20 protein-coding genes are annotated in these 21,553 nt (G+C 42.7%); 14 read left to right on the forward strand and 6 right to left on the reverse strand.

The features are described from left to right. The first annotated feature begins 102 nt into the window (after nt 1–102). Genes dnaA through L0P88_RS00015 form a run of 3 tightly spaced genes read left to right on the forward strand, consistent with a single transcriptional unit; the run spans nt 103 to nt 2,718 of the window. Complete coding sequence (dnaA, locus tag L0P88_RS00005; protein WP_158777930.1) at nt 103–1,527, forward strand: chromosomal replication initiator protein DnaA; 1,425 nt, start codon at nt 103–105, stop codon at nt 1,525–1,527. An 8-nt stretch (nt 1,528–1,535) separates the two neighbouring features. Continuing rightward, the gene (locus L0P88_RS00010; protein WP_409557703.1) at nt 1,536–2,000 is read left to right on the forward strand and encodes a low molecular weight protein-tyrosine-phosphatase; all 465 of its coding nucleotides are present in this window, start codon (nt 1,536–1,538) and stop codon (nt 1,998–2,000) included. Further along, on the forward strand, nt 1,987–2,718 hold the full coding sequence (locus L0P88_RS00015; protein ID WP_247132604.1) for an SAM-dependent methyltransferase: 732 nt from the start codon (nt 1,987–1,989) through the stop codon (nt 2,716–2,718). Before L0P88_RS00010 ends, L0P88_RS00015 begins: the two co-directional genes overlap by 14 nt. A 9-nt stretch (nt 2,719–2,727) precedes the next feature. On the opposite strand, the gene L0P88_RS00020 is transcribed toward L0P88_RS00015, so the two are convergent. From L0P88_RS00020 to dapF, 4 genes are all read right to left on the reverse strand, one after another. Further along, the gene (locus L0P88_RS00020) at nt 2,728–3,369 is read right to left on the reverse strand and encodes a lytic transglycosylase domain-containing protein (protein ID WP_247132605.1); all 642 of its coding nucleotides are present in this window, start codon (nt 3,367–3,369) and stop codon (nt 2,728–2,730) included. A 147-nt stretch (nt 3,370–3,516) separates the two neighbouring features. Further along, entirely contained in the window at nt 3,517–4,563 is a 1,047-nt protein-coding gene (gene mltG, locus L0P88_RS00025) for an endolytic transglycosylase MltG (RefSeq protein ID WP_247132606.1), read from the reverse strand. Beyond that, entirely contained in the window at nt 4,560–5,087 is a 528-nt protein-coding gene (locus L0P88_RS00030) for a GNAT family N-acetyltransferase (protein ID WP_409557704.1), read from the reverse strand. Before L0P88_RS00030 ends, mltG begins: the two co-directional genes overlap by 4 nt. Continuing rightward, the gene (gene dapF, locus L0P88_RS00035; RefSeq protein ID WP_247132607.1) at nt 5,069–5,863 is read right to left on the reverse strand and encodes a diaminopimelate epimerase; all 795 of its coding nucleotides are present in this window, start codon (nt 5,861–5,863) and stop codon (nt 5,069–5,071) included. The genes L0P88_RS00030 and dapF overlap by 19 nt, the downstream gene beginning before the upstream one ends. 112 nt (nt 5,864–5,975) lie before the next feature. Here dapF and L0P88_RS00040 point away from each other — a divergent pair, with 112 nt between their 5' ends. From L0P88_RS00040 to L0P88_RS00080, 9 genes are all read left to right on the forward strand, one after another. Further along, on the forward strand, nt 5,976–7,367 hold the full coding sequence (locus tag L0P88_RS00040) for a S1C family serine protease (protein WP_247132608.1): 1,392 nt from the start codon (nt 5,976–5,978) through the stop codon (nt 7,365–7,367). A gap of 125 nt (nt 7,368–7,492) precedes the next feature. Further along, the gene (locus L0P88_RS00045; RefSeq protein ID WP_247132609.1) at nt 7,493–8,941 is read left to right on the forward strand and encodes a glyceraldehyde-3-phosphate dehydrogenase; all 1,449 of its coding nucleotides are present in this window, start codon (nt 7,493–7,495) and stop codon (nt 8,939–8,941) included. 75 nt (nt 8,942–9,016) lie between these two features. Beyond that, entirely contained in the window at nt 9,017–9,628 is a 612-nt protein-coding gene (locus L0P88_RS00050) for a tRNA (guanine-N1)-methyltransferase (protein ID WP_247132610.1), read from the forward strand. Nucleotides 9,629–9,641: 13 nt separating this feature from the next. Next, nucleotides 9,642–10,097, forward strand: coding sequence for a GNAT family N-acetyltransferase (locus L0P88_RS00055; protein WP_247132611.1), 456 nt, complete (start codon nt 9,642–9,644; stop codon nt 10,095–10,097). Nucleotides 10,098–10,123: 26 nt separating this feature from the next. Beyond that, entirely contained in the window at nt 10,124–10,801 is a 678-nt protein-coding gene (gene trmD, locus L0P88_RS00060) for a tRNA (guanosine(37)-N1)-methyltransferase TrmD (protein WP_247132612.1), read from the forward strand. A gap of 129 nt (nt 10,802–10,930) precedes the next feature. After that, nucleotides 10,931–11,281 (forward strand): 50S ribosomal protein L19, encoded by a 351-nt coding sequence (rplS, locus tag L0P88_RS00065; protein ID WP_247132613.1) that lies wholly within the window; start codon nt 10,931–10,933, stop codon nt 11,279–11,281. Between the two features lie 628 nt (nt 11,282–11,909). After that, nucleotides 11,910–14,126, forward strand: coding sequence for an NADP-dependent isocitrate dehydrogenase (locus L0P88_RS00070; protein WP_247132614.1), 2,217 nt, complete (start codon nt 11,910–11,912; stop codon nt 14,124–14,126). Nucleotides 14,127–14,603: 477 nt separating this feature from the next. Next, the gene (locus L0P88_RS00075; RefSeq protein ID WP_247132615.1) at nt 14,604–17,003 is read left to right on the forward strand and encodes a TonB-dependent receptor; all 2,400 of its coding nucleotides are present in this window, start codon (nt 14,604–14,606) and stop codon (nt 17,001–17,003) included. Between the two features lie 2 nt (nt 17,004–17,005). Beyond that, nucleotides 17,006–17,911 (forward strand): DUF4249 family protein, encoded by a 906-nt coding sequence (locus L0P88_RS00080; protein ID WP_247132616.1) that lies wholly within the window; start codon nt 17,006–17,008, stop codon nt 17,909–17,911. A gap of 6 nt (nt 17,912–17,917) precedes the next feature. Here L0P88_RS00080 and L0P88_RS00085 read toward each other — a convergent pair whose 3' ends face one another. After that, on the reverse strand, nt 17,918–19,252 hold the full coding sequence (locus L0P88_RS00085) for a GntP family permease (protein ID WP_247132617.1): 1,335 nt from the start codon (nt 19,250–19,252) through the stop codon (nt 17,918–17,920). A 119-nt stretch (nt 19,253–19,371) separates the two neighbouring features. Here L0P88_RS00085 and L0P88_RS00090 point away from each other — a divergent pair, with 119 nt between their 5' ends. After that, nucleotides 19,372–19,605 (forward strand): DUF6095 family protein, encoded by a 234-nt coding sequence (locus L0P88_RS00090; RefSeq protein ID WP_158778015.1) that lies wholly within the window; start codon nt 19,372–19,374, stop codon nt 19,603–19,605. Here the strand turns inward: L0P88_RS00090 and L0P88_RS00095 are convergent. Continuing rightward, the gene (locus L0P88_RS00095) at nt 19,602–20,282 is read right to left on the reverse strand and encodes a DUF4294 domain-containing protein (protein ID WP_247132618.1); all 681 of its coding nucleotides are present in this window, start codon (nt 20,280–20,282) and stop codon (nt 19,602–19,604) included. The two genes, L0P88_RS00090 and L0P88_RS00095, sit on opposite strands and share 4 nt — an antisense overlap. 104 nt (nt 20,283–20,386) lie before the next feature. Between L0P88_RS00095 and L0P88_RS00100 the strand changes: the two genes are divergently transcribed. After that, on the forward strand, nt 20,387–21,475 hold the full coding sequence (locus L0P88_RS00100; RefSeq protein WP_247132619.1) for a M42 family metallopeptidase: 1,089 nt from the start codon (nt 20,387–20,389) through the stop codon (nt 21,473–21,475). The last annotated feature ends 78 nt before the right edge of the window (nt 21,476–21,553 follow it).

The raw sequence follows: 21,553 nt of genomic DNA on the forward strand, positions 1-21,553 counted from the left end.
GGTTTTTTGTCCACATATTTGTCGCGTTCTAAGCATCAGGGAAAACCCCTAAAGTTTTAATAAAAACTTTTACACTAACCAGCAAACTAAGGAACTTTTAGCATGAATGTTACTGCGTCTTCCGTTTGGGAAAATTGTTTGGCTTTTATCCAAGATAACATCCAACCGCAGGCATTCAAGACATGGTTCCTTCCCATTAAACCGGTAAAGCTTTCCGATAGTGCTTTGAGTATTGAAGTGCCCAGTAAGTTTTTTTACGAATGGTTGGAAGAACACTATGTGAAGTTATTAAAAGTTGCCCTGCGCAAAGAGCTGGGTCCAAACGCCAAATTGATTTATCTGATTAAAATGGAGAACAAATATGGCAATAAGGAACCCTTTACGGAAAAGATTCCAAGTTCCAATCGTTCTGCTTTGATTCCACAAGAGTTGGATGTTCCCATTACCTCTAAAAATCCAGAGCTGAAAAACCCTTTTGTAATTCCTGGTATCAGGAACATCAAAATTGAGTCACAACTCAATGCCAATTACAATTTTGACAATTTTTTGGAAGGTGACTCCAACCGTTTGGCACGTTCGGCAGGCATGGCCGTGGCCAACAAACCGGGTGGCACCTCATTTAATCCCTTGATGGTATTTGGAGGTGTTGGTTTGGGGAAAACCCATTTAGCCCATGCCATAGGTGTAGAGATTAAGGACAAGTACCCAGAAAAGACCGTTCTCTATATCTCTGCAGAGAAGTTTACGCAACAATACATTGAATCCGTAAAAAAGAATACCCGAAACGATTTCATCCACTTTTACCAATTGATCGATGTACTGATCATTGATGATGTACAGTTCTTGTCCGGCAAATCCGGAACGCAAGATGTGTTCTTTCATATTTTCAACCACTTGCACCAAAACGGAAAACAGGTCATATTGACTTCGGACAAGGCTCCCGTGGACATGCAGGATATTGAACAACGACTGCTTTCCAGATTCAAATGGGGACTCTCGGCAGAGTTACAGAGTCCGGATTACGAAACCCGGGTTTCCATTTTAAGGAACAAATTGTACCGCGATGGTGTTGAAATGTCCGATGAAATCGTAGATCATGTGGCAAAAAACATCAAGACCAATATTCGCGAATTGGAAGGTGCCATTATTTCCTTGATCGCACAGGCCTCTTTTACCCGAAAGGAAGTTACCCTGGAACTGGCACAGCAAATTGTTGAGAAATTCGTCAAGAACACCAAGCGGGAGGTTTCCATAGATTATATCCAAAAAGTCGTTTCGGACTACTTTGAAATGGATGTGGCCACACTACAATCCAAGACCAGAAAGCGCCATATTGTCCAGGCAAGACAACTGGCCATGTTCTTTGCCAAAAAGTTCACCAAAGCTTCCCTGGCAAGCATAGGCTCACAAATCGGGAAACGAGATCACGCCACCGTACTACATGCCTGTAAAACCGTGGAGAACTTGGCGGAAACCGATAAACAGTTCCGTAAATACAAGGAAGATCTCAACAAAAAATTCTCCTAACACCTTCTTTGATGACCAAAATTCTAATGGTATGTTTGGGGAATATCTGTAGATCCCCATTAGCTGAAGGCATTTTAAAATCAAAGGTAAATCCTTCGGAAGTCCATGTAGATTCAGCAGGAACAGCGGGGTACCATGTAGGAAGCCCCCCAGATCCACGATCAATGGATGTCGCACGCAAACATGGCATTGACATTGGGAACCAACGGTGCAGAAAGTTCACTTCCCTGGACTTTAAGGAATTTGACCGAATCTACGTTATGGATAAGAGCAATTATGCCAATGTTACTGCACTTTCCAAAACAAAAGAAGAAGAAGAAAAAGTAAAATTGCTTTTGGAAGTCGCCGAATTGGGTGTTGAGGAAGTCCCCGACCCCTATTATGGAGGACGGGATGGTTTTGAATATGTTTATCAATTGATAGACCGGGCATGCGATCAAATTGTCAAGGACTTGGGAAATGGAGGAAAATAAGGGACCGAATTTGGTGGTAGGGAAACTCTATTTGGTTCCAACCATGTTGGGTGACAACGCCCCATTGGAGGTACTCCCCATATCCATAAAACGTACTATTGAGAATGTAGATCACTATATAGCGGAAAATGAAAAATCGGCCAGAAGGTTCATTAAACGCATAAGTCCTGCAAAAAATCAACCCGACCTTCACTTTGAACTATTGAATAAATATACGGACCCCACTGAGATTCCCACCTTTCTGGATGCATGCATCCAAGGCTTTGATATGGTGTTACTGTCTGAGGCAGGTGCCCCAGGGATTGCAGATCCAGGTGCCGATGTAGTCCGTATTGCCCATAAGAAAAAAATACAGGTGGTTCCCATGGTTGGCCCATCATCCATTACCATGGCAATGATGGCAAGTGGCATGAACGGTCAAAACTTCGCTTTTACGGGATACTTGCCAATAGATACGGCACTGAGGGGAAAAGCCATCAAATCCATGGAAAAACTATCATTGGAAACGGGGCAGGCACAAATCTTTATTGAGACACCCTACCGCAATGAAAAGCTATTCCAGGAACTCATAAAAAAACTAAGGCCTTCCACCCTACTTTGTGTTGCTTGCGATATTACCTTACCATCCGAACAGATTGCCACAAAGACCGCCAATGAATGGAAAAGATATCCATTGGATTTACAAAAAAGACCCACGGTCTTTATTATCCAGGCATAATCGTCTTTCTTAGACCCTGGGATTGTTCTGTGCTTTTATTTGGGAAATATCGTATCCGCCAAATTTGTTGATATAGATGGCTATGGTGGTGCCATACGCATCGGAGAAATCCGTCCGTCCATAGGAACGCAGGTATTTCTTAACATTGCCGGCCCCAGCTAAGTGCGCTGCCGCAACAATACCGGATTCGGTAATGGTTACACCATTTATCCTTTTCCCTACAAAACGTTTGATATCCCTTCTTAAAATCCACTTATTCCGGGCAACATTCATTTTAAACAATGTTTCCTGAAGAATGGGGTTAGTAAGGAAATCATCGGTATCGTAGACACCCATTAGTTTTAAGGTATTCCTTCCAAACTGGTATTTTCCCAAATACCCCAAAGTGTTTATCGTAGTGTAGTTTCCTTGTGACTCCTTGAACGCCAGTGCTTCCTTGAAACCAAGAAAGGACCTGTCCAGGAAAACTGAGGTCGAAAAATCCGCTTGGGTGTCCAGGGAAGTCTCTGGTTCAACCCAGTAGCATTCATCCAAACCACTTTTTAACGCTGGTGGAACCTCGATTCTTTTTGGTTCAACACTAAAAGTGGCAAAACTGGTCAAAATGGCAATTATGGCAAGATGACCTAAAAAATAAATCCATCTTTTCATAAACATATAGTTGCGAATCTACCTTAGATTCAATTTAGCCGGCAAATATAGTGGGGGTTTTGTTAAACTTGAATGATAAAAGTCATAAGTTTTTGCCAAAAAGGGGGTGAATCCCGTTGAACAGGCAAAAAATTCGTTGAAGCAGTCTTATCGCCTGATTTTCTGTTGGTTCAACCACTCGACGTACTGTACTTTATTGCGGTTGTGCTGCTGTAAGCTACCTGCAAACTTGTGATAACCAAAGTTGGAAACGTCTGCGACAAAGTAAAAATAGCTATGTTTTTCCGCATTCAAAACCGCATCCAAGGAAGATATGTCCGGCATGGTTATCGGTCCCGGAGGTACCCCTGAATATTTATAAGTGTTGTAAGGCGAATCCATTTCCAAATCCCTGTAAAGAACCCTTTTGATGATGGTATCAAAATTTCCAGTTTCCTTTTTAATGGCATGGATGACCGTTGGATCGGCCTGTAATAGCATTCCTTTTTTTAATCGGTTAATGTAAACACCCGCAACCCTTGGACGTTCATCCATCTTTACGGTTTCCTTCTGAACGATTGCTGCAAGTGAAGAAACCTCGGTTAAGGTCAAACCCAACTCTTGGGCTTTCTTTTTTCGGTTTCCATTCCAAAAACGATGGTACTCTTTAAACATGCGATCTCTAAATTCCCTGGCATCGGTGTTCCAAAAAAACTCATAGGTATTGGGCAAATAGGGGGTAATCATGTTGTCATTGTCAAACCCATTTTCCGCTAGAAAAGCCGTATCCTTGAATACCTGCACCAAGGCCAAACTATCTGCTTCCAACTGTTGTGCTATTCTCCCCGCCAAGTCTTCAACGGTTTCCTGATTATTAAAGGAAACCTTGACCGGAATATTGGCACTTCGCAAGGAATTGATAATGTCATTATTGTTCATTCCCCTTGTAATAGCGTACTTCCCGGCCTTTATGTTGGAAATATACCCCTTACGCTGTGCCACAGCCTCAAAAGAACCAAGGTTTTTGACCAATGGTTCCAATAACGACTTCACTTCATCGAAATTCGCATCAGAGGGAATAAAAACATAAGCTTCCTCATTCCCAAAAGCGGTGTTGGGATTAAAAATGGCACTATAAATCTGATACGCGACCACACCACAGATGACCAGTCCCAAAATGGCGGTGGCCCAAAGTACTTTTTTAAGATTGCTCAAGGTTTCAGTTTTTGATACAATAATTCATTTTTAAACTTTCCATCCCACCGGATCCAATCTTTTTTTACGCCTACCCGCTGAAAACCCAATTTTTCAAACAAATGGATGCTCGTAAGATTATCTTCCAAAATATTCGCATATACCTGATGCAGATCCAGCACGGAAAATGTATAATCCAATAATAAGGAAAGCGCTTCCGCCCCCAGTCCTTTATTTCTATTGGTGGTATTTAAAATGATGCCTATACCTGCACGGCTGTGTTTTGGGTCAAAGTCGAACAAATCTATAAACCCTACACTTTCGTCCTTTGGGTTACATATACATAAACGCAACTGTTTGACCTCATAGATATCGCGATGGGCATTCCCCAAATAATTCTTTAACACAGCTCTGGAGTAAGGTTTTAGGGTATTGCTTATTTCCCATATTTCCGTGTCGTTCTCCAGGGCATATAGGAAATCCAGATCCTTTGGTTCCAAAGCCCTGAGTTGGCAGTACTTTCCTTTTAGGATTGATATTCCCATTCTCCTTTAAATACGTGTTTAGCTGGTCCGGAAAGCCATATGGAAACATAGTCCGCTCCGGATTTTTCAAAACCTACCCTTAACCGTCCTCCGCGTGTTTCAATGGATACCGAAGTAGAAGCTGTTTTCCCCCCATGGAACATGGCTATCGCTACGGCAGTTACCCCGGTACCACAGGAAAGGGTCTCTCCCTCTACCCCACGCTCATAAGTTCTCACCTTAAATGAATCCTTTGCCGCTTGTTCCACAAAGTTGATATTGCTCCCTTTTTGGCCGTAAATACCATATCTAAGTTTTGCCCCTTCAATTTTCACATCCAACCGATCCAGATTGTCCACCAATTGCACATGGTGTGGTGAACCCGTATCAAGAAAATAGTATTTCCCCGTTTCCCTAACAGCGTCCACATCAATCATTTTTAAGGTAACATCCGTTCCATTGATTTCTGCCTCATGCATACCGTCTATGGCATTGAAGGTGGTTTTATCCCCTATAAGGTCAAGTTCCTTTGCGAATGCCACGATACATCTTCCCCCATTGCCGCACATAGTGCTTTCGTTGCCATCGGAATTGTAGTAGACCATTTTAAAATCTGCCAGATCGTCATTTTCCAAAAGGATAAGCCCGTCCGCTCCAATACCAAACCTACGATCGCATATATCCCGAATAAGTCTAACGTCTTTCTTGGGAAAGATACCTTTGCGATTATCGATTAGGACAAAATCATTTCCAGTACCCTGGTATTTGTGGAAATGTAAGGATCGTTCTTGATTCATGCCGCAAATATAGTACATTCCAAAGAGGGGATATGGCCAGTTAAAACCGCGTTAAACTGTTAAAACTGGTATGATTTATGTATAATTTTAAAATGCTAAATGCATTCAATTAATGAAAAGAACAGCACAATTATTTCTTGTAGCGCTCTTGGCAGGCGGAATTACCCTTGGCGCGTACAAGTATTTTTTTGAAACAAAAACGTTGACCTTGGTTTCCCAGAATGAAGAAACTCCCTTTATTACGACAAACCTTCCCACATCACCAAGAGGTGCCGGAATCAATGAGGTGGATTTTACCATAGCCGCGGAAAAAACCGTTAATGCAGTTGTACACGTAAAAAATATGACCGTAAGTCGGGGAAACCCCATTGCGGAATTCTTTTATGGCTCTGAAGCCACACAACGACCACAGATCGGGACAGGTTCCGGCGTCATTATTTCTCCGGATGGCTACATTGTGACCAATAACCATGTAATTGATAAAGCCAGGGCCTTGGAAGTTACCCTGAACAACAATAAGAGCTATGATGCGGAAATCATTGGAGCCGATCCTTCATCGGATATTGCCTTGCTCAAAATCAATGTAGAAAAGCCCCTTCCCTATTTGGCCTTCGGGGATTCGGACAATGCAAAAATTGGTGAATGGGTATTGGCCGTTGGAAATCCCTTCAATTTAACGTCCACCGTTACGGCCGGAATTGTAAGCGCCAAGGCACGTTCCATTTCCCCCGGAAGAAATCAATCCTTTATACAGACCGATGCTGCGGTCAATCCTGGTAATAGCGGGGGTGCATTGGTGAACACCAATGGGGACCTCATTGGAATAAACACGGCAATAACATCACAAACCGGATCGTATGTGGGCTATTCCTTTGCCGTGCCCAGTAATATTGCCAAAAAAGTTGTTGACGATTTATTGGAATATGGAAAAGTACAAAAAGGAATACTTGGAATATCGGCATTGAATGTGGACAGTCCACAGGCCAAAGAAGAGGGATTGGATGAAATTGCAGGGGTATACGTCGCCGGTATTGAAGAAGATTCCGGTGCGGAAACGGCAGGCATCAAAGAGGGGGATATCATCAAGAAAGTAGGTAATGTCAAAGTGACCAAGTTTTCGGAACTCACGGGATATCTCTCTTCCAAAAGGCCGGGAGACAAAGTTCAGGTCACCATAGATAGGAACGGAAAAAAAATGACCTTTCCGGTGGTTCTTAAGAAAAAGCAAACAGAGCGACTTCCGGTTATGGGCATTGAGGTGAAAAACCTATCCGAGGAAGATCAAAAAACATATGGAATAAAAAGTGGGGTCAAAATCACCAGTGTCCCGGAGCAATATAGTGACTATGGTCTACTGAACAAGGTAATGATAGAAGTGGATGACAAGGAAATTGAGGATGTTGAGGATGCCAAAAACCTATTTGGCAAAATTTCCAGATATGGAAGGACCAGCATAACCCTATTGGACGAAAATGGGGAAAAGGAACGATTGATTTTTCAATGATAAGTAGTGTAGTCCATACGCTGTAATAAATTAAACGCCCAAAATTAGGGCGTTTTTTTATGCACTTCCCCTTTTACGAAATCGTTTGAAATTTTATTTTTGCGCTTTATTGTAAAACACCTTCCATGAGCGATATTAAATCGTACGAAAAAGAATTGGCATTCCAGGCCGACAGAAGAAAAGCCACCACCGAATTCATTAAAATAATTAGTGATTTGTGGTATGACAAGGCCATTGAAATTGTACTGTTCAAAAATCAGGTCATCGATAAAAATGTAAGCGATATCATTAACTTACATGAGTACGCCGGTGAGTTTGTCCAGAAACCCATTTCCATTTTTGATTCGGTGGAAATCCTTAGGGCCATCAATGACATTCCAATGCCTCCCGCAAAAATCGATATCGGAAAGCTTACCTATGAGTACCATTCCCAAGATAACGGTCACCATAACGTGAAGTCCTTTGTTCTGGACAAGCTGAAAGGTGCCGAAAAAACAAGGGAAATCAAACCAAAAGATGTGGTACTGTATGGTTTTGGAAGGATTGGTCGTCTTTTGGCAAGGGAACTGATGGCAAAGACCGGAAAGGGAAACCAGTTAAGGTTAAGGGCCATTGTTACCCGTGGGGAAATCACTACCGAAGTGCTGGAAAAAAGAGCGGCATTGCTACGTACGGATTCCGTTCACGGTCAATTCAGTGGAACAGTGGAGGTGGACGGGGAAAAAAAGTCCCTGGTAATCAACGGTACTACGGTTTATTTAATTTCCGCCGGTCGGCCAGAAGATATTGATTATACCAAATATGGTATCTACAATGCCCTTGTTATTGATAATACCGGTGCTTTTAGGGATAAGGAGGCACTTTCCAAACATTTAAAATCCAAAGGTTGTGGAAGGGTATTGCTAACAGCCCCTGGAAAGGAAGTTCCTAACATTGTCCATGGGGTAAATCACCGGGATTACGATCCTGAAAAGACTAAAATCTATTCAGCGGCATCCTGTACCACAAATGCCATAACCCCGGTCCTAAAAGTAATAGAGGATTCATTGGGCATTAAAAAAGGGCATTTGGAAACCATCCATGCCTACACAAACGACCAGAATTTAGTGGACAATATGCACAAAAAATACCGTAGGGGCCGTGCAGCAGCCTTAAATATGGTCATTACGGAAACCGGAGCAGGAAAAGCCGTGGCAAAGGCCCTTCCCGCACTGGAGGGAAAACTGACTTCCAATGCCATAAGGGTCCCCGTACCCAACGGATCTCTGGCCATTTTAAATTTGGAGGTAAAACACAAAACTTCTTCGGATGCGGTAAATACCATCTTAAAAAAATACGCACTGGAAGGGGATTTGGTTGAGCAAATCAAGTATTCGCTGAGCAATGAACTGGTTTCATCGGATATTGTGGGGGCTTCCGCCCCAGCAATTTACGATAGTAAGGCCACCATAGTCTCCGGGGATGGGAAAAACATTGTCCTGTATGTATGGTATGATAACGAATTTGGATACTCCCACCAAGTCATTCGATTGGCCAAATACATTGCTAGGGTAAGGAGGTTTACCTATTACTAGCATGAAGTTTTTGGGGATAATTGGGTAATGTGTACCTTCGTTGCCACCCTGAATCCTAATTTAAAGATAACACCTATGAAAAACCTCATCGTACTTTTCATTGCACTGCTCGTTTGTGCAGTGACCCTAAAGGCCCAAAATGAACAAGGGCGAATCCTACAGGACGACAACTCCATTCAAGGCCAGTTTGAGACTGTCATTAGAAAGTCCACCAATTATAGACAAAACGGAAAACGCTATGAAGTGGTCCGTTTAATAGAGTTGAATGCCTTACAAAAAAATGTGCTGGACTCCATAAGCACGGCCAACAATACCGTTAATAGTCTTAAATCCACTATTGCGGAGAATGAGACTGCCATTGGTTCGTTGAATGCAAAACTGGATGAAACCACCAAAAATCTAAATCAGATTACCGAAGAAAAGGACAGTATGCCGTTCTTTGGAAGTTTGGTTTCAAAATCTACCTACAAACTGGTGGTGTGGTCCATAATTGTGGGTCTAATCATCTTTTTGATCTTTTTTGTCTTTAAGTTCAGAAGTAGTAATACATTGACCCAACAGGCAAAAACGGCTTTGGCCGACCTGGAAGAAGAATACGAACAACACCGAAGAAGGGCTTTGGAGCGTGAACAAAAGATAAGTAGGGAACTCCATGACGAGCGTAATAAAAACAAAAAAAGTTCCTAATCCCAACTAGGCCATGCTAAAAATCATTCGTGCCACGGCGCGGGATGTTCCTGTCATTGCCCCTTTATTTGATGCGTATCGTGTTTTCTATAAACAAGAATCCGATATTGAAACCGCCCATAACTTTCTTAAGTCGCGCCTTTCCAATGAACAGTCCATTGTACTTATGGCATTTTGGGCTGGGGAGGCTGTTGGCTTTACCCAATTGTACACAACGTACTCCTCGGTTTCCCTACAACCTTTTTACATTTTGAATGACCTTTATGTAAAGCCGGAATCCCGAGGGAAAGGGATTGGTGAAAGTCTTTTGACCGAAGCCAAAAAAGTGTGCAAATCATCCCAATTTAAAGGATTGGCATTGGAAACGGCGGTAGATAACCCTGCACAAGTACTTTATGAAAAATTGGGCTGGAGGAAAGATGCCGGGTATTTCCATTATTTTTGGACCAATACGGACCTAGACCTATAGCTGTTTTGGTCCAATCCAGGGTAGATATGCGCATTGATATAATTACCGTTTTACCAGAATTGCTCAAAAGCCCCTTTGATGCCTCCATCCTCAAGCGGGCGATTGACAAGAACCTCGTTGAAGTTGAAATCCATAACCTCAGGGATTATGGTATTGGGAATTACAAACAGGTGGATGACTACCAATTTGGCGGGGGCGCAGGAATGGTTTTGATGATTGAACCCATTGATAAGTGCATTTCGGAACTAAAAGGACAGCGAAATTATGACGAAGTCATTTATATGACCCCGGACGGGGAACGATTGAACCAGGGCATGGCCAACGAATTGTCCCTAAGACAGAACATTATTATGCTTTGTGGACACTATAAGGGTGTTGACCAAAGGGTACGTGACCAATTGGTGACCATGGAGATATCCATTGGGGATTATGTCCTTTCCGGGGGTGAACTGGCAGCTGCGGTATTATCGGATTCCATAATACGCCTACTGCCCGGGGTTTTGAATGATGAAACTTCCGCCCTTACCGATACTTTCCAGGACAATCTTTTGGCACCTCCCGTTTATACTCGACCATCTCGCTATAAGGAATGGGAAGTACCCCCAATTTTAATGAGCGGGAATACGCCCAAAATTGAAGAATGGAGGGAAGAAGAAGCCCTAAAGCACACCCAGAAAAGAAGACCGGATTTGCTGGAAGATTAATTTTTTATATTTTTTTCCCAACCGGTTGTCCATTTCAAAATATAGACTAATTTTGCAGTCCAGAAAAATCAACCTCTGGCGAAGGACGTGAATGTTGGTTTTGGATAAATCCATAAACGAAATAGAAAAATGGAGTCTTTAGTAAAATTTGTAGAAAACGAATTGGTAGAGAAAAAGGAGTTCCCTAATTTTTCCTCTGGTGATACCATTACGGTTTACTACGAAATTAAGGAAGGTGAAAAAACACGTACCCAGTTTTTTAAAGGGGTGGTCATCCAAAGACGTGGGAGCGGAATCACCGAAACCTTCACCATCAGAAAGATGTCAGGTACGGTTGGCGTAGAGCGTATCTTCCCAATCAACATGCCGGCACTTCAGAAAATTGAAGTCAACAAAAAAGGTAAAGTACGTAGGGCCCGAATCTTTTACTTCAGGGGTCTTACCGGTAAGAAAGCCCGTATTAAGGAAGTACGTTCTTAAGCGGAGTGAAAACTTTTACAGCAAAGCATCCTATATGGGATGCTTTTTTTATGAACAATTGTTAATAACAGTAGTTTATAAAATGTTGATTTTTAGTTATTTAATTTTCTTGCCCAACAATAATTTTAAGATATATTTACAAAAGAATCATGAGAGGGCAACTTTGATTGGTTCCTTTAAAGCAAGCGTTCTTTGAGGTGTTGTCCATGAGGTTTATTTTTAGTTGGTAACACTACTGATCAAAAAGTAAATCATGTTGTGAGTGCGCATTTCGGTGCAATCGAATGACATGGGTACCATGTGCGGGTGAAAGAGCAATTTTTCATCTTGATGGTACAGTGGGCGGCAAATAAGACTTTGGTCTTGTCAAATCGTAAGATTGGGGAAAACCGGAGATCTAAACGTTTTAGAACTCTTTTCAAAACTTACCGCAAGGTACGGGCAAGACGGCAACGTTAAGTTCAAGTCTTGAAAAAAGTTTTAAAGAAGCCATATCGTTCCAGCAATGGAAAGGTATGGCTTTTATTCTTTTCGGATTTGTCAATCGACCTACCCATTATTTACCATTTTCCCATTAAAATCTGCTGTCTTAATCCGTATATTTGCACCGCAAAAAACGTGCGCTTTTATGGCCAAAATCCTTTATACCAAAACTGACGAGGCCCCTGCCTTGGCAACACAATCCTTTCTTCCCATTGTAAAAGCATTTACCAAAACCGCAAACCTGGAAATCCAGACAAAGGACATTTCCCTGGCAGGCAGGATATTGGCCACCTTCCCGGAGTTGCTTTCCGAGCAACAACAGGTTTCGGACGATTTGGCATTATTGGGGGACATGGCCAAGGCACCTGAAGCCAATATTATAAAACTACCCAATATCAGCGCCTCCATTCCCCAACTTACGGAGGCTATAGAAGAGCTTCAAAATAAGGGATATCCAATTCCAAGCTATCCCGCTGAACCTTCGGGGGATGAAGAGCAGGCCATAAAGGCGAAATACGATAAAATAAAGGGAAGTGCGGTAAACCCAGTGCTTAGGGAAGGAAATTCCGACCGTAGGGCACCCAAGGCGGTAAAAAATTATGCCAAGAAGAATCCGCATAAAATGGGAGAATGGTCCAGGAATTCCGAGACCCATGTGGCTACAATGTCTTCCGGGGACTTCAAATCCAATGAAAAATCGCTGACCTTGAACAATGCCACAACCATAGCGATCGTATTGCATCATAACAATGGCAAAAAAATACTCAGGGAAGACATAGCTCTTCAAAAAGGGGAGATTATAGATGTCACCGTAATGAGCAAAAAAGCGTTGGTCCAATTTCTTTCCAATGAAATAGCGGACGCGAAAGAAAAAGGGCTTTTACTCTCGCTACATCTCAAAGCCACCATGATGAAGGTTTCCGACCCCATTATTTTTGGTCATGCCATGCGAGCATATTTTGGAGAACTATTTGATACCTATGCGGAGGTATTCGAAGATTTGGGGATTTCACCAAATAACGGTTTGGAAAGTCTTTTTGATAAATTGGAACAACTGCCGGAAGCTAAAAAAGCAGCGATCACCCACGCCATTGAAAAAGCCATTGAAAATGGTCCGGACCTTGCTATGGTCAATTCCGATAAGGGAATTACCAACCTACATGTGCCGAGCGATATCATTATCGATGCCTCCATGCCCGCGATGATCCGTAACTCGGGAAAAATGTGGAATGCCTCGGGCAACCTTCAGGACACGAAAGCGGTAATTCCGGACAGTAGCTATTCCGGTATTTACGAAGCCACCATCGATTTCTGTAAGGAACATGGCGCTTTTGACCCAACTACAATGGGTACTGTACCCAATGTTGGGCTTATGGCCCAAAAAGCGGAAGAATATGGATCCCATGACAAAACATTTGAAATATCGGATTCAGGTACGGTAGAGGTTGTCGATTCCAACTCCGGTGAGGTTTTATTGAAACACCATGTTGAGCAAGGGGATATTTGGAGAATGTGCCAAGTAAAGGATGCTCCCATTCAAGACTGGGTAAAGTTGGCAGTAAGCCGGGCAAAGGCCACCAACACTCCGGCAGTATTTTGGCTGGATGGGGAAAGGGCACATGATGCACAATTGATCAACAAAGTAACCCAATACCTCTCCCATTACGATACTTCCGGATTGGAAATCCATATTTTATCTCCCATTGAGGCTACTAAGTTTACCCTTAAACGTATCAAAGCGGGAAAAGACACCATTTCCGTCTCCGGAAATGTACTACGGGATTATTTAACGGACCTGTTCCCAATCCTAGAGGTGGGAACCAGTGCCAAAATGCTTTCCATTGTTCCTTTGATGAACGGTGGAGGCCTCTTTGAAACAGGAGCTGGCGGTTCTGCGCCCAAGCACGTAGAGCAGTTTTTGGAAGAGGGACACCTTAGATGGGATTCCTTGGGGGAATTCCTGGCCCTTGGAGTTTCCTTGGAACATTATGGGGAAAAAAGTGGCAACAAAGATGCCCTGGTACTGGCCGAGGCATTGGACAAGGCCACCGAAAAGTTTTTGGACAATGACAAATCCCCGTCCAGGAAAGTGAACGAACTGGATACCAGGGGGAGTCATTTTTACCTTGCCCTGTATTGGGCCGAAGCTCTGACCAAACAAAACGATAGCGCAGTGCTAAAAGAAAGGTTCCAGCCTATTTTTAATGCGATGTCGGCCGAGGAAGAAAAAATCAATAAAGAACTATTGGATGCCCAAGGCAAACCTATGGACATAGGAGGGTATTATTTGCCGGATTTCAAAAAGGGTTCGGAAGCAATGCGTCCCAGCCCTACCTTCAACAGTATTTTGGAAAAAATCTAAGGCATCTTCACTTCATGGACAACGGTTTTTGAAGCACTAGGACGGCCTAGAGGTTGAACCTGGCAACTGCCGTCCCGGAATACGTCCCATTGAACGGCATATGATAAATGGCCATTTGCCCAAAAGGGTATCTCCCCGAAAGTTCTACAGCTTTTTTTAGGGTATTTAACGTGAGTTCGATATAAGAAAACTACGTCATTTTGAGTGTTTTTGCGACAGCAAAAATGTATCGAAAAACCTGCCTGCCCTGCAGCCGGCAGGCAGGCAAGTGATTTTCTTACAAAATCCTAATTTCGATACAATTTTTCTTCATTTCATTACGAAAAACCACTCAATTTGACGGATTTTGGTTGATAAAAAATATATCCAACCAACGTTGCTTACTATGTTTTTGCAGCGCATCAAATATGCATCTTAAAACGGTTCCAAAGTTATGCATCAATATGGAGAATCCTTAACTTTAGGAAAACCAAATTAATGATCAAAAGATTACTGTTGCTTCACGCAACGCTGTTGTACTCCATTTGTGTGGTCAATGCCCAACAAAAGTATACCATAAGTGGAACAGTAAGGGAAGCCACAAGTAACGAAACACTCATTGGGGTTACCATTGCCATTCAAGACCTTAGAACGGGAACCTCCACCAACGAATACGGTTTTTATTCCATTACACTGCCCGAAGGGGAATACAACATTGTCATTAGTTATATTGGATTTCAAGATATCCGCCAATCGGTTTCGCTGAATTCGAATCTTAAACTTGATTTTAACCTTCAGGAAAAGGCGGAACAACTCGATGAGGTCATCGTTACGGAAAATGCAGAACGGATGGACATCCGAAAACCACAAATGAGTGTTAACACCTTATCGGTGGAAACCATAAAAAAAGTTCCCGTTGTTCTTGGAGAAGCGGATGTCATCAGGTCTTTGGTACTTTTACCCGGAGTTACCAACGCTGGGGAAGCCTCGTCCGGTTTTAATGTACGTGGTGGCGCTACAGATCAAAACCTCATCCTGTTGGACGAAGCCATTATTTTTAATTCCTCCCACCTTTTCGGCTTTTTCTCGGTATTCAATCCCGATGCCATAAAGGATGTGAAACTCTTCAAAGGAGGTATCCCTTCCCGTTATGGTGGTAGGGTTTCCTCGGTTTTGGAAATTTTTCAAAAAGAAGGGAACAGTAAGGAGTTAAAAGTAAATGGGGGAATAGGGGCCGTTGCGAGCCGACTCTTGGTGGAAGGTCCAATAATAAAGGACCGTACGGCATTTCTCGTAGGGGGGCGAGCCTCTTACGCCCATCTTTTCCTTCCACTTTTCGATATTGATAACAGCGCTTATTTCTATGATCTGAACACTAAAATAAGCCATCGAATAAATGAACGTAACAGCATATTCCTGTCTGGATATTTTGGACGTGACCTCTTTAGCATCAATGATAGTTTTGTCAACACTTATGGGAATGCTGTAGGTAATTTTAGGTGGAATCATTTGTTTTCCGACAAATTGTTCTCCAACCTTTCCCTGATCTATTCCGATTATTTCTACGGATTGGAATTGGATTTTGTGGGTTTTGAATGGGATTCCGGTATTCAGAATTTCAACTTAAAATATGACCTAAAGCACTATTTGAACGATAAGCTCCAAATCAATTACGGGCTCAATACTATTTATTATGTGTTTAATCCCGGCGAGATAAAACCAAATAGTGAAGATTCCGGAATTGTTGCCGATCAATTGACCAAAAAATATGCGAACGAGGCGGCGGCATATGTGGATGTTGAGCAAAAAATCACGAAAAACCTAAGTGTCAATTATGGTCTTAGGGTGAGTCAGTTTACCCGTTTAGGTCAAGATGAGCTGTTCGTTTACGAAAATGACCAACCCGTTTTATTTGACCCATTTCAATTGATTTATAGGGAAGCCACGCCCATTGACACCATTAATCCAGGTAGGAGTGGCAACCTAAGTACATTTTTCAATTTTGAACCAAGGGTCTCGGCAGCGTATGCCATAAACAACGATAATTCCATTAAGGCCAGTTACACAAGATTGGCCCAATACCTTCATCTACTTTCGAACACCAGTTCCCCTACCCCATTGGATGTATGGACACCAAGTGGTCCTTTTATAGAACCTCAATTATTGGATCAGTATGCCTTGGGCTATTTCAAGAATTTTAAGGGAGGCGAATTTACCTTGGAGATCGAGGGCTTTTACAAGGATATTCAGAACCGAATCGATTATATTGACGGTGCCGATTTAATAGCTAACGATGCCATTGAGCAAGTTATCTTAAATGGAGAGGCCCGCGCCTATGGACTGGAACTATTATTACGAAAGAACGAGGGCCGTTTTCAAGGTTGGCTGGCCTATACCCTTTCACGATCAGAACAACGAACCCCGGGCCGGGATCCCGTTGTGGATAATGGTCGTTCCAATTTGGAGACGGGCATCAACCAGGGAGAATGGTATCCTACCCCTTTTGACAAAACCCATGATATTGCCCTTTTTGGGAACTACGAACTGAACACCAAATGGAGTTTTAATGCCAATTTCATTTTTCAAACGGGACAACCAACAAACTACCCCGTAGGACAATTTGAATTTGAGGAATTGGTTGTTCCCTTTTTTGGCCTAAGGAACCAAACGAGATTACCGGATTATCACCGTCTGGACATTTCCGCGACCTTGACCCCAAAAAAGAATCGCAATAGTGCCTTTCAGTCAGAATGGGTATTCAGCATTTATAATGTCTATAGCCGTTTGAATGCGGCATCCATCAATTTTAGACAGAATCAGGACACTGGACGAAATGAAGCTGTTCGTACTGCCATATTTGGTATTGTACCTGCCGTTACCTATAATTTTAAGTTTTAAGTATGAAGCGGACACTTTTTTTACTAGCAGTTGTATCAATAATTGTCTCATGTGAAGACGTCATTGATGTAGAAACCCAGCCCGAACCCTCAAGGTTGGTGGTTAACGGTTTGGTACGGGTAGATGTAACACAAGAGTTTGTCGATGTACGTATCGTGGTAACGGAGACCAGTGACTTTTTTAATGAGAACACGATAACACAGTTGGAAAGTGCCGTCATTCTTTTGGGCAGGGTCAATCCAGATGCACTTTCCGGTGTGGAATTTGGGGGAACTTCAGTACTGGAGGAGTCTGAACCGGGCAGCGGGGTATACATCCCCAGTTACATCCCTGGATCTGATACCGATGATCGAATCAGAACAGCAGGGCTTTCTGCGGAAACAGCATTTTTACTGATCATAGAACACAAAGGTAGAAGGTATGCCGCCCAAACCTTATACGCACCCGCAGTACCCATAGATAATATAGAACAAGGGGATGAAACCTTGTTTGATGAAGATGATACCGAAATCAAAATCACCATAACGGATATACCGGATGCTGACAACTATTATGTTTTCGATTTTGGAGGTGGAGAGTTTTTAGCTTTGGATGATCAATTTATAGATGGACAGGAATTTGAGTTTTCCTACTTTCCCGATAGGGATTTAGACCCTGGAGATGAAGTGGAGGTGAGTATCCTGGGAGCCGACCAAGAGTTTTTTAATTACATAGACCTGTTGGTGGAGCAAACTGAAAATGATGGCGGAGTGTTCGAAACCCCCGCGGCTACGGTCCGTGGCAATGTCTTTGATATCACCGGCCTGGACAACATTGAAATCTTTGACAATGTGGAAAGACCCAATGAATTCGCCCTGGGCTATTTTGCCTTTGTTCAGGAGTTTACGGAAACCATCACCATTGAATAGCGGCTTTTAGCCCAATAGAAGATAAAGACCTAAAATGATAAGAATACCTGTCAATCCCTGAAAGAACGTGGCCAACGTATGTCCCCTTAGGGCCGTCTTCATATCCATATTTGAAAATTCCGCCACTACCCAAAAGTAACTGTCATTCACATGGGAAACGGTCATTGCCCCGGCCCCAATGGCGAGAACGGCCAAGGCCTTGTTCACGATACCCTCAAGGCCAAATGTTCCCAGCAACGGGGCAATAATGGCGGCTGTTGTTATAATGGAGACCGTGGAAGAACCTTGTGCAGTCTTCAGTACCGCAGCAATACCGAACGCCAGGAGCAAACCGCCCAATCCGGAAGCTGAACCAATTTGCAATAAGGACTCAAAGTCCAAAGTCCTTAAAATGGCTCCAAAAGCACCTCCGGCACCTGTAATCAAGACAATGGATCCGGCTTGTTTTAAAGATTCGGCAACCCACTCCTGATTTTGCTTTTTTCCTACACCCCGAACCATTGTAAAACTGAATACTACCCCTATGAACAATGCCGTGATCGGGTTTCCCAAAAAACCAAGTAATGATGCCAAAATACCTTCTCCCAATGGGAATGTTGGATACTCGGCAACAGATTTTAACGCAATCAATAGTAGAGGGAGGAACAACGGTAAAAGCGTTTTCAATAGACTTGGGTAATCTTCCTTACCATTGCTGTCCATAATCGTTTTATTGGTTTCGGGAACCTCCTCTTGCATGTTCAGTCGTTTCCCCATATACAGGGCCCAAAAATATCCTGCGAGTGAAACACAAACCGCAACCAAAAGGCCAAAGAGCATTACCATTCCCAAATCGGCCTCCAAAATGGCCGCAGCTGCCAAAGGACCAGGTGTGGGAGGCACAAAAACATGGGCAGAATAAAGTCCTGTGGCCAAAGCAATGGCGAATACCAATATTTTGATACCAGCTTTTTTACTCAATGCTTTATTCAAGGAAGAAAGAATAACAAAACCTGAATCGCAGTACACGGGAATGGAAATAATTAACCCTGCCAGATTCAATGCCAATGGGGATCTTTGTAAGCCAACCCCTTTTAGTATGGCATTTGCCAAGACTTTGGTTCCTCCCGTTCTCTCCAAAAATGTTCCAATAACGGTTCCAAAAGCTATAACAAGTCCAATACTGGAAAGCGTTTTCCCAAAACCTTCCCCAATGGTAGTCATGACATTTTCTGGAGATAGCCCAAACAATAAGCCACAGACAATTGCGGCAAGGGTCAAGGAAAAGACCGGATGGACTTTGAACCGGACCGTGGCTATAATGATAAGAACAATGACAGAAAAAAGAACGATGAGTTCCATTGGTGCAGTATGGTTATTCAAGGCTTAAAATAAGGATTATCCACATAGGGGGCAATAATAAGATACGTTGTATTCCCATAAAATTGGAATGCCGTACTTTTGGAATGTACATGGATTCTATGAAAAGAACGGACAAAGATTTATTGGTAAAAGGTATAAAGTCATTTGTTTATACCGCACTTCTCATGTTTATTGCACCTGTGGTCCTTTATCAGGCCTTTAAGAATACGGATAAGCCATTGTTCATACCTGTTTTGGTTATAGGAATTGCATTGGCCGGATTTGCCATTTATATGGGATTCCGTTCGGTAAACATTGTAATGGATGCCGTGTTCGGTAAAAAGAAAACCTAGTTCTTGATAGGCAGACTTGTCTTCCACTTATTGTTTAGGGTCGCATAATCGTAATCCAACACCGACTTTTGACGTTTTAAGCGATTGGAAGCAAATGCCCGTTGCAGGATATCTTCAATTAAGTAATCTTCATGCACCTCTGCGGGTCTGAACTCCCTTTTTAAGTTGATTTTGAATGCTTTGGCCGTAGTTTGATACCAGAAGGCCCTCCAACCACTTCGCAAATTCTTTACCAAATCAAATGAGGTACTCCCGGTTTGTCTGTGAATGAGTTTCACCAATATTTGCCCCTCCGTCCTGGTCAGTTTTTTCAGCTCATCGGAAAACTCTCCTTCAATATACTTTTGTACTTTTTTGGTGTATCGTTTTTTGTGACGTTTCTTTTTGATGTATTGCAAGCTGTCATTTAGCTCCACCAAGCGTTCCGCTGCCAATTTCGCATAGGGATACACTTTAAGGGTTTTTCGTCTTAGGATATAATACTGTAGTTTTTCCTTTTTATCCGTAAACTCCAGTTTACTAAAAATATAAACGTCATCCAGGGCAATGGCCCTGATCCATGAAGAATCACCTTCCATTCGTACATAGTAGGCCGTAGAATCTATGATTTCGTCTTCAATTTGGGCAATCGCCTCAAACTGCGCACACACTAACAGGAATAGTAAAACTCGATTCATGGGGAGTAAACAGTGCAAAAACCGCGTCAAAAGTAAGGATATTGAACAGCTCATATTATTAAATAAACGTGAATATTGCTAAGTTTGGTGTTCAATTTTAAAATATGGCATCAAACAAAATCATTACCAAAAAATCACTGGAATTCTTTGAGAAATACCTTAATAATGCTTCACCCACAGGTTATGAGTGGGAAGGGCAAAAAATCTGGATGGAGTATCTAAAACCTTATGTGGATGATTTTATTACGGATACTTATGGAACTGCGGTAGCGGTCATCAATCCCAAGGCGGATTATAAAGTAGTGATCGAAGGGCATTCCGATGAAATTTCCTGGTATGTGAATTACATAACCGATAATGGTTTGCTCTATGTCATACGAAATGGAGGGAGTGATCATCAGATTGCGCCGTCCAAATGGGTAAATATCCATACCAAAACCGGCATTGTAAAAGGAGTTTTTGGGTGGCCCGCCATCCATACCCGAAGAAGTGGCAAGGAAGAACCACCAAAACTTGAAAACATCTTTATAGATATTGGGGCAAAAGATAAGGAAGAAGTGGAAAAAATGGGTGTGCACGTGGGTTGCGTTATTACCTATCCGGATGAATTCAACGTACTGAACAAGGATAAATTTGTATGTCGTGCCCTGGACAATCGTGCCGGTGGGTTCATGATTGCGGAAGTGGCCCGATTGCTTCATGAAAACGACAAAAAGCTACCTTTTGGATTGTACATTACCAATTCCGTCCAGGAAGAGATCGGTTTAAGGGGAGCTGAAATGATCACCCAGACCATAAAACCCAATGTGGCCATTGTGACCGACGTTACCCATGATACCACTACCCCAATGATAGAAAAGAAAACACAGGGGGATTGTGCTATGGGAAAAGGACCGGTCATTGCCTATGCTCCTGCCGTACAACAAAAACTAAGGGAACGAATCATAGAAACGGCCGAAGCCAAAAAGATTCCTTTCCAAAGAGCCGCCAATTCTCGTTATACGGGTACGGATACGGATGCCTTTGCCTATAGTAATGGTGGTGTTGCTTCTGCTTTGATTTCCCTGCCCTTGCGTTATATGCATACCACAGTGGAAACCGTACATAGGGATGATGTTGAAAACGTAATCCGATTGATCTATGAAACGCTACTCACCATTGAAGCTGGGGAAACGTTCAGTTATTTTGAGTAGGATCCTATACGCTATTTTGGAAGAAGCTTTGGTTGGGAAACCCAATGCGGCGTTTCGCTTTTCATATTCCTGTCCGTA

The sequence above is a fragment of the Muricauda sp. SCSIO 64092 genome, from assembly GCF_023016285.1.
Lineage (GTDB): Bacteria > Bacteroidota > Bacteroidia > Flavobacteriales > Flavobacteriaceae > Croceivirga.